Genomic DNA, 9,263 nt, shown 5'->3' with positions numbered 1-9,263 from the left:
TTTTTACATGGGAATTTTTCCCGCGTACTTGACAAATTGAAACAGTGCGTTCAAGCAAAATGTTATTTTCATATCAATTGGGTTGAGAACTTTCGTAAACATGGTAAAATTAAGGTGAAGCATCCATAATCAGAGGTTGACCGCTATGAAAAACTATGAAGCAGAATTCAGCAATCTCGTACGGGCCTTCCGTAAACGCCATATGGGCAAAGGGCCCAGTAAAATCAAAACGACCTTTTGCAAAAACTGGGCGATATGCGAAATGGAAGGAAACCTTTCCCCTGTCGAGAAATTTATTGCCAGTGCCGAAGACGGGAAACAAATGGTAAGGGCTGCCCGAACGGAAATGGTAAAAGAAATGTACCGTAAAAACCACCCTGTCGAGATGGAGGAACTGCTCGGGGCCAAGTTTTTGGATCTATTCGTTGATATTGATATTGAAAAAGATCTCGGGATGTCCATTTTTATATTTGACCAGGATCTTGAGAAAAAATTTCATCATTGACTTTGGAGTTGGCACTTGACAGCGCCCCTGTTAAAGACTAACCGCCGTGACACTCTTATCATGCCGATAAGCAGTTTGCGGTGGTTTTTTTTATGAATAAAAGAAAGGATGAGATCATTTGGGAAAAACAAAACATGGCGGACCAATTAAATTGCCAAAAAAACCTGATCCCAAACATTGGGTCAGCCCTGTTCCATTTGGCCTCGGCAAAGTAAAGCCGAAACATATTCGCGATACAATGAAAGTGGTGATCGAAAACCGGGACAACCTCCCCTATGCCTACCGGATTTTAACCCAGGGAGTTTGTGACGGATGCGCGCTCGGTGTTTCGGGCCTGCACGATCAAACACTGGCAGGGCCGCACCTTTGCACAACGAGGCTGAACGTCCTTCGGCTCAATACAATGCCGGCGATCAAGGAAGAAGTGCTTCATGCAGACATTGACGAACTGAGAAAAATGGACAGTATGGCGTTAAGAAAGCTCGGAAGGCTCCCCTACCCTCTATCAAGAAAGCCGGGAGAAAAAAAGTTTCGCAGGATTGGCTGGGACGAAGCCTTAAACAAAATAGCCGAAAAAATCAAGTCCATCGACCCGAAACAACTGGCATTTTTCCTGACGGCACGGGGCATTACAAATGAAGTGTATTATACAGCGGCAAAATTTGCCCGTTTTATCGGGACGAATAATATAGACAATGCCTCGCGGATCTGCCATTCACCAAGTAAGACTGCTTTGAAAAGATCGTTGGGAATCGGCGCATCAAGCTGCAATTACAAGGATTGGATTGGGACTGATGTACTCATCTTCTGGGGATCGGTTGCGGCAAACAACCAGCCTGTGTCCACGAAATATATGTATGCTGCCAAAAGAAAAGGAACGAAAATCATTTGCATCAACCCATATAAAGAGCCTGCCATGGACGGCTATTGGGTTCCTTCCATTCCTGAATCCGCTTTATTTGGCACAAAAATAGCCGATGATGTTTATCAGGTGAATATCGGCGGCGACATCGCCTTCATGAACGGCGTCATGAAGCACTGGTTTGAGATGGAGGAAAAACATCCGGGATCAGCGATCGACCATGAGTTCGTTTCACGGCACGCCAAAGGTTATGAGGAACTGAAATCCCATGTTGCCAAACAATCCTGGGAACAGCTTGAACAATCAGCAGGCATCTCAAAAGAAAGAATGCTCGAATTCGCTCAGCTGCTCGCCCGCTCCAATAGCGGCGTTTTCGTTTGGTCAATGGGATTGACCCAGCACCGGTTTGGCACGGATAACATTTCCCAGGTTGCCAATTTAGCCATCTTAAGAGGGTTTATCGGCAGAGAACATTGCGGCGTGATGCCGATTCGCGGCCATTCGGGTGTACAGGGCTCCGGAGAAATGGGAGCAGACCCGTTCGTCCTTCCCGGAGGGGACTTTGAACCGGAAAACATCAAACGAATGGAAAAAATCTGGGGCTTTGAAATACCGAAATGGCAAGGCGACATTGTTGGCGTTTCACTTGAAAACGCCCTGCTCCCGGAAGATCATGAACGGAAATTGAAAGTGTTTTACACTTCGGGCGGAAACTTCCTTGAAACGATGCCGGATCCCGAATTCATGGAACAATGTTTAAGCAGCGTAGACCTGAGGGTACACCAGGATATTATATTGAATTCTTCAACGCTTGTGGACGCCAGAGAGGAAGTGATTGTTCTTCCGGCGCAGACACGCTATGAGCAGCGCGGCGGCGGCACCTCCACATCCACGGAGCGGATGGTCTATTTTTCTCCGGAAATCAAAGGGCCAAGAATTGAAGAGGCGCGGTGCGAGTGGGAAATATATGTAGATCTCGCGGCCAGGATCAAACCGGAAATGAAGCATTTCATGAACTTTAAAGAAGCGCAGGAAATCCGCGATGAAATTGCCGTGGCCAATCCGAATTATGACGGCATCCAACATTTAAAAAAGCGCGGTGATGTCTTCCAATGGGGAGGGGCTTGGCTCTGTGAAGGGGGAATTTGCCCTACTGAAGATGGCAAAGCCCATTTGATTCCCATTGAACTGCCGGAGCTCCGCAAACCGGACGGCCATTTTTACGTCACGACAAGACGGGGCAAGCAATTCAACTCAATGATCTTCAGTGAAAAAGACCCCTTTAATGATGCAGACAGATATGATGTATTAATCAACGAAGAAGACGCGAAAGAGCTCGGCATAGCCAATCATGAGGCCATCGTTGTCTACAATCAATTCGGAACATTCCAGGGAAAAGCCAAATATGCGGAAACACGCCGGGGAAATATCTCTGTCTACTGGCCTGAAGGAAACGTCCTGTTGGAAAAAGGCATCTATGAACGATTTGCAGGGATTCCGGAATACAATATCGGAGTGATTGTTGAAAAAGCGGATACTTTCAATGCCAAAAAGGATATCAAATATTTGGAAAGAAGGGTTGAGGACTTGGAGCAGGAAATCAGTTAAGAAGGTGATCACATGAGCCGCATTGTCCAAAATAACCTTAAAATATGGAAATACGATGGGCAGGCAGTACTCGAAACCGAGGACTGTGCTGCCGTAGAATTTCCTTTAACCATTTATATTGACGGAGAAGAGTTTGCAACAGCGGTTTGTTCACCGACCGACCTGGAACAACTGACTGTCGGCTTCCTGGCTTCAGAAGGAATCATCCGCCAAATTGATGATCTGGCTTCTCTGATCATGGACCATGACCGCGGTTTTGCCTATGCAGAGTTAAAAAGAAAGCAAACCATCTCCAAAGAATTTTACTCGAAACGGATGATTGGATCTTGCTGCGGCAAAAGCAGGCAATTTTACTTTTACAACGATGCCAAAACAGCCAAAACCGTCATGTCCAAACAAAAGATATCGGTCGATCAATGCTTTCATTTAATGAAGCAGCTTCAAATGCGTTCGGAAGATTTTCAGCTCACGGGGGGCGTCCATAATGCCGCCCTTTGTACAACAGGGGAAGTCTTGGCCTCCTTCTCCGATATCGGCCGCCATAACGCCCTTGATAAAATATACGGCCATTGCCTAATGAATCAGGTACCTTTGCAAGATAAAGCGATTGCCTTCAGCGGCAGAATTTCATCAGAGGTCGTTTTAAAAGCCGCAAAAATCGGCGTTGGCATTCTTATTTCCAAATCTGCCCCCACCACTCTCGGTATTAGCCTTGCGGAAGATCTCGGCATCACTGCCATTGGTTTTGCCAGGAAAACCCAGCTGAACATTTACTCCCACCCGGAAAGGATTATAGAAGCTTCCGGTCCGAAGGGAGATGCTGTAAAAATGTAAAAAAGCCAGCAATATTGCTGGCTTTTTTACATTTTGATCATTGTGCTTTTTCCATTTCTCCAAGGACACGGTTGACTCTTTTCTCAAGCATTTTCATGCCGCCGCCCCCGGCTTGGAAATGGCGCAGGTTGCCGTCTTTATCGAATACGTAATATGCCGGTACGTATTGGTTGTCAAAAGCATCAGTCAATTTCATTTCACTGTCGACAAAAATAGGCTGCGTAATATCATGCTCGGCCGCCACTTTCTTGATTTCTTCTATATCAAGGTCATCTTCAGAACGCGGCATGTGGACCGCCACAACATTTAATTTATCCTTATAGGCATCGCGAAATTCATTTACTTGCGGCATCGCTTCTTTGCACAGATGGCAGCTTATGGACCAAAAATGAATGAGAGTAGGTTTCTCGCCTACAAGCTCTTCTTTTGTGACCTGGGCATTCAGCCACTCTACTGCACCGCTTAACTCGGGCATTGGCTCCCGTAATTTCATGGGCTATCCCTCTTTTCTGGTGAAATGTCTTGGATATGGGAAGGACAGACACCGGATGTGCCTGTCCCAAAATGGTTCAAAAATTAAACTTTCAAAGTTTCTTGCCCGGGTCTCCAGTTTGCAGGGCAAAGTCCGCCGGTTTGCAAAGCTTGAAGAACGCGAAGCGTTTCATCAACGTCACGGCCGATGTTGTTGTGGTTTACGACAGAGTACATCATTTCCCCTTCCGGGTTGATGATGAAAAGTCCGCGAAGTGCGATGCCTTCCTCTTCAATAAGTACTCCATACTCACGGGCTACAGCATGGTTTGTATCCGCAGCAAGTGGATAATTTAATTGGCCAAGGCCGTTGTTCTTACGGTCTGTATTGATCCAGGCCAAATGTGTATGAATTGTATCCGTAGAGACACCGATCACTTCCGCATCCAAATCTTCAAATTCATCATAACGGTCGGAAAGAGCCGTAATTTCAGTCGGACAAACAAATGTAAAGTCCATTGGATAGAAGAAAAGCACAGTCCACTTGTCATTTTTCATGTTTTCTTCCAAACTTACCTTGCCAAACTCTTTGTTCGGCATAACAGCTTCCATTTCAAACCGGGGTGCTTGCTTGCCTACCATACGTTCTGCCACAAAAATCACTCCATTTTAATATTAATATTAAATGAGAAAATGAAAAGCATTTTCTCATGTAACAACTTATATCCACTAGTCATTATAGGCTAGTTTTCGACATAAGTCAATATTTAATTATAATAAATGTAATTAAAGATTTATTACTGTTTGATTCTTAATTTTTACCTTCTTATTGTTTTCCTCATAAAGGTTATTTATCCCTACTTTAGCATGAAAAACAGCCTTATTAAAACAAAATGCTTATAGTGCCATCAATATAAAGCGAAAAATCACACTATTTGTTGATCTTTTGCACAATCTCTTACGACATCGAGAAAGGCCCGCACCTGCCGCAATTCAAATGCCGAATCATATCCCAAAAGCCACGTATCTCTTCTGATCGGCGTGCCCCGTTCGTCCAGGAGAGGAATTTTATAAATGCTTTTCTCCCCTTCATTAATCGTAATGGCCGGCAAGATGGCGTAACCGATCCCGTTATACGTCATTTGTTTGCAAGTTTCTATCTGATCGACGACAATGGTCCTTTTTGGGAATGTTTGAAACTGGCGGTGCCACCAATCCTGAATCTCCTGATAATAATTGGAGTCGCTTTTAAATTGGATAAAAGGCCTGTCCGTTTCGATCACTTGATCAATTTTCTGAATTTCGCGGTCAACAAGAAAAAGGCTGTCCTTAAACAACGGATATTTCGTTCCCTTCCAATCGGTTGTACCGCGGGTAATGCCGATGTGAACTTCGCCTTCGTATAATGCTTTTAATATTTCACTGCTCCATCCTGTAATGAGAGATATTTTCACATGCGGATACGCACTGACAAACTGTTTTAATACTTTCGGCAGCCAATTTTGCCCGACGATCGAGGCGCAGGCAATTTTCAATGTTCCGTGCACATGGGTTTCCAAAGCCCGGATTTCTTCATAAACCCTTTCCTGCTTTTCCAGCACTTCGCTGGCAAATTGAACGACCATCTCACCGGGGGGCGTAAGCATTAAACCTTTTTGTGATCGGATAAACAGCTTTGTTCCCCACTGCTTCTCAATATTTTGCAGGCGCTGGGACAGTGCAGGCTGGGAGACGAACAGCTTTTCCGCTGCCTTGCGCATGTTCATTTCCCTGGCCAAAACCGTTAACAATTTCAAATCTGTTAGAGACATAGCATTCCCCCCTTCATTGTGATGATGACGAATCAAGCTGCCATTGCTTCTTTTTGGGCAAAAATAAGATGAAAATAAAGCTCATGATTCCAAAAATAAGAACCGCCACATAGACAGAATGCAGCGAATGGGATAACCCGTCCTGCAAGAGCGCCTTGACGCCCGAACCCAATTGATTTCTCTGCTCCTCTGTCAACAGCTTGTTCGTGGAATCAAGCGTCAGGTTCTCCCCCAGCCTTCCGCCTTGTTCCGAAAAATAGCGGAGAATTTGTCCATTTAATATACCGCCGAGCAAAGCGGCTCCCACCGTGTTGCCCAAATTTCTCATAAACATGTTTGTCGCCGTCGTGATCCCGCGCTGTTTCCAGCTCACCGCACTTTGGATAAGCACGATAAATGAAGTTGAAGTCAGCCCCATGCCAACGCCTACGCAAAAAGAGGACAGGGCTGCGCCAACAGGGCCGGCTCCAGGAATAATGGCCACAAACATCATGCTGCCAACGACCAAAAATATCCCGCCAATAAAAGCCGTGCTGCGATAGCCGATCTTCAGCATGATTTTCCCCGCAACAGTGGACGCAATGGGCCAGCCAATGGACATGGCTGTTAAAGTAAAACCTGCTATCGTGGCACTTTTTTCCATAACACCTTGCACATAGGCAGGCAAAAAACTGGAGATGCCGATGAGCATCAACCCGGTTGTAAACGAAACAATATTGGCAATGATGATCGGCCTAATTTTCCATAATTCAAACGGCACCATCGGTTCAGCCGTTTTTTGTTCCTGCACGATAAATAATAGAAATGCCGCAACAGCCACTGCCAATAATCCGATAATTTGGGGGGAAGTCCACGAAAACCGTACTCCGCCTTCCACGAGAATAATCATGAGCGCGGAAATGACGACAGTCAACAAGCCGGCTCCGGCATAATCGATCTCCGGTTTCTTCTTCTCCATATTTTCATGAAGAAAGAGCCAGAAACCTGCCATGGAAAGAATGCCAAGGGGAATGCTCACCCAGAATACCCATCTCCAGCTTGCATATTCTACCAATAATCCGCCGACTGCCGGACCCATGACGGCTGAAATGCCCCAAACGCTTGATAGGTAGCCTTGTATTTTCGGACGTTCTTCCGGCGAATAGATATCACCGACGATCGTTGTGGCAACCGGCATGACTGCCCCGGCCCCGATGCCCTGGAGCAGCCGGAAAATAATCAGCTGACCCATTGATGCAGCAAGCCCGCAAAGCAGCGAACCAAGGAGAAAGACACTGATGCCAAACATAATGACCGGTTTTCTCCCAAACAAGTCGGACAGCTTGCCATAGATCAACACGGTGATTGTATTCATGAGCAAATAGGCCGAAAATATCCAGCTATAACGCGAAAAACCGCCCAGGTCCCCCACAATGGCCGGTATGGCAGTGGCGACGATGGTGGCCTCAATGGCCCCGATAAACATGGCAAGCATGACGGCAGCCAATACATATTTTCTCTTTGTCTCTTTAGCTGTATTTCCGATTGTATCTTCCATACCGCCCCTCCTTAAAACGGATAACGATGCAAAAGACCGATTTGTTCACATCCATTCCAAATATTCCGTTCAAACATGGCTGGTCTTTGTTAGAATCGTATCATGAAAACAAGGTCCTTTTACAGGAAAAAGACCTTCCGCTTTTTTCAAAACCGAATAAAAATGGGCTCCCCGTGAGGGAGCCTCCTTTGCTGTTTATTGTTAAAGCTGCATTTTTAATTCTTTTAAAAGGGCTCTTCTTGTAAAAATGCCTTCAAAATATCCCTCATCATCCAGCACGCACAAAAAAGGATGGTCGATCAGCAAATCGACCGCTTTTTCAAAATTGTCATTCAACAAGACGATCGGGATGTTTACTGCCATGACATCTTCCACTTTTTTATCACTTAGCTTTTCAAATTCAATTCGCTCCAATCCAAGGATGGATTCCGTAATAATGGCGGAACTGATTAAACCGTGTAATTTAAAACGGGCATCGAGTACCGGAATCGCAGAATAACCGCTCTTTGTCAAAACGAGCAAAGCGTGTTCCAAGTTATTTCCAATTTGAACGTGGGCTACTTTTTCAGATGGAATGATATAGTCACTTATCTTTGGGTTTGCAAATGAATGACTTTTTAAGGAAAGCATTGTAAACTCCCTCATCTCTTTAAAATCTTTCTTACTTTATTTTACCATAAATCAAGAAAAGGGAAAGATATCTGCCGGAGTAAAAAAAAATACTTTCCCGGCCAATTAAGCTTGTTTAAGGGAGATTTTTCACTTCCTGGACGATGTCAAAAATCTCGATAGCCGCAGCATCGATGTCGTCAAACTGGTATACTTGCTTATTTTTGTGTTTGTCATACTCTTCAACTTCAAACGTTTTTTTGTCGGGAAAAAATTTCACTTGGCAAATCACCTTACCGTCTACCTCAAACTGTCTTTGAGGAAAGTCATCGTTGTCCGTCATATTTTGCATCGATTGTAATCTTTGAATAATGCCCATTAATTGTGACATGTTTATTACCCCTTTCTTTGGGAAGACACACTAATTATAAAAGATGCACCTTTCACATTGCAAACTGTTTTTCCGTCCTTGATAAATTGGGCGCAAGCGGATGAGTCAAAACAACGCAATGATCCTGCATTATCCATCCGATGACCCGGGATTTCCCTCAAAATGAAATAAGCAGGCTGTCCGCCTGCATCATTCATCTTCTTTCATATTTAATAAAGATTCATTCAACTTTTCGAGTGAACGGATGATCGTTTTCTTCCGGTTATACCCTTTGACATTGACCGAAACTGTATTCATGCTCGTAATCACATTTCCCCATGATCCATATGGTTTAAAACCGTATATATATATCTTGATGACTCCTGATTTTGTCGGCAGGAAAAGAGCTTCGTATGTGTTGTTTTTCACCATTTCAATCCCCTTCCATCCTTCTTCCCGGCCCTGTTATATGAAGTATCTCACTATACGAATGTTTCGTCTGACATAGTAAATATACACTTGGAGACATGCGTTTTCAAGTGAAATCATTTCCTTGCAAAACAGGTTCCGGTTGTATTTTCAGCTTTGAGGAGTAAAAATTCTTCGAGATAATTCACTTATTTTACCCCCCCAAATTTTGATAAATATGGGATAAT

General features: G+C 44.5%; 10 protein-coding genes. 3 read left to right on the top strand and 7 right to left on the bottom strand.

Features of this window, described 5'->3' with window-relative positions:
- Positions 1-145: 145 nt before the first annotated feature.
- The 3 genes from AB1L08_RS20110 (at position 146) to fdhD (ending at position 3,809) form a co-directional block, all read left to right on the top strand.
- A complete protein-coding gene (locus AB1L08_RS20110) occupies positions 146-505 on the top strand; it encodes a Na-translocating system protein MpsC family protein (RefSeq protein WP_413066410.1) in 360 nt (119 codons plus the stop codon).
- A gap of 118 nt (positions 506-623) precedes the next feature.
- Complete coding sequence (locus tag AB1L08_RS20105) at positions 624-2,975, top strand: FdhF/YdeP family oxidoreductase (protein ID WP_413066409.1); 2,352 nt, start codon at positions 624-626, stop codon at positions 2,973-2,975.
- A gap of 12 nt (positions 2,976-2,987) precedes the next feature.
- Positions 2,988-3,809: a formate dehydrogenase accessory sulfurtransferase FdhD gene (gene fdhD, locus AB1L08_RS20100; RefSeq protein WP_413066408.1), complete on the top strand. Its 822-nt coding sequence runs from the start codon at positions 2,988-2,990 to the stop codon at positions 3,807-3,809.
- Between the two features lie 37 nt (positions 3,810-3,846).
- On the opposite strand, the gene AB1L08_RS20095 is transcribed toward fdhD, so the two are convergent.
- The 7 genes from AB1L08_RS20095 to AB1L08_RS20065 all read right to left on the bottom strand — a co-directional run bounded on the left by AB1L08_RS20095 (position 3,847) and on the right by AB1L08_RS20065 (position 9,039).
- The gene (locus AB1L08_RS20095; RefSeq protein ID WP_413066407.1) at positions 3,847-4,302 is read right to left on the bottom strand and encodes a TlpA disulfide reductase family protein; all 456 of its coding nucleotides are present in this window, start codon (positions 4,300-4,302) and stop codon (positions 3,847-3,849) included.
- Positions 4,303-4,385: 83 nt separating this feature from the next.
- The gene (locus tag AB1L08_RS20090; protein WP_413066406.1) at positions 4,386-4,934 is read right to left on the bottom strand and encodes a peroxiredoxin; all 549 of its coding nucleotides are present in this window, start codon (positions 4,932-4,934) and stop codon (positions 4,386-4,388) included.
- Positions 4,935-5,206: 272 nt separating this feature from the next.
- Positions 5,207-6,091: a transcriptional regulator CcpC gene (gene ccpC / locus AB1L08_RS20085; RefSeq protein WP_413066405.1), complete on the bottom strand. Its 885-nt coding sequence runs from the start codon at positions 6,089-6,091 to the stop codon at positions 5,207-5,209.
- 13 nt (positions 6,092-6,104) lie between these two features.
- Complete coding sequence (locus tag AB1L08_RS20080) at positions 6,105-7,628, bottom strand: MDR family MFS transporter (protein ID WP_413066404.1); 1,524 nt, start codon at positions 7,626-7,628, stop codon at positions 6,105-6,107.
- 201 nt (positions 7,629-7,829) lie between these two features.
- On the bottom strand, positions 7,830-8,258 hold the full coding sequence (cbpB, locus tag AB1L08_RS20075; protein ID WP_413066403.1) for a cyclic-di-AMP-binding protein CbpB: 429 nt from the start codon (positions 8,256-8,258) through the stop codon (positions 7,830-7,832).
- Positions 8,259-8,373: 115 nt separating this feature from the next.
- Positions 8,374-8,628 (bottom strand): YkuJ family protein, encoded by a 255-nt coding sequence (locus tag AB1L08_RS20070; protein WP_413066402.1) that lies wholly within the window; start codon positions 8,626-8,628, stop codon positions 8,374-8,376.
- A 189-nt stretch (positions 8,629-8,817) separates the two neighbouring features.
- On the bottom strand, positions 8,818-9,039 hold the full coding sequence (locus AB1L08_RS20065) for a hypothetical protein (RefSeq protein ID WP_413066401.1): 222 nt from the start codon (positions 9,037-9,039) through the stop codon (positions 8,818-8,820).
- Between the last annotated feature and the right edge of the window lie 224 nt (positions 9,040-9,263).

The sequence above is a fragment of the Siminovitchia jepli genome (genome assembly GCF_047228825.1).
Lineage (GTDB): Bacteria > Bacillota > Bacilli > Bacillales > Bacillaceae_C > Siminovitchia.
This window is presented reverse-complemented; position numbering and strand designations above follow the sequence as displayed.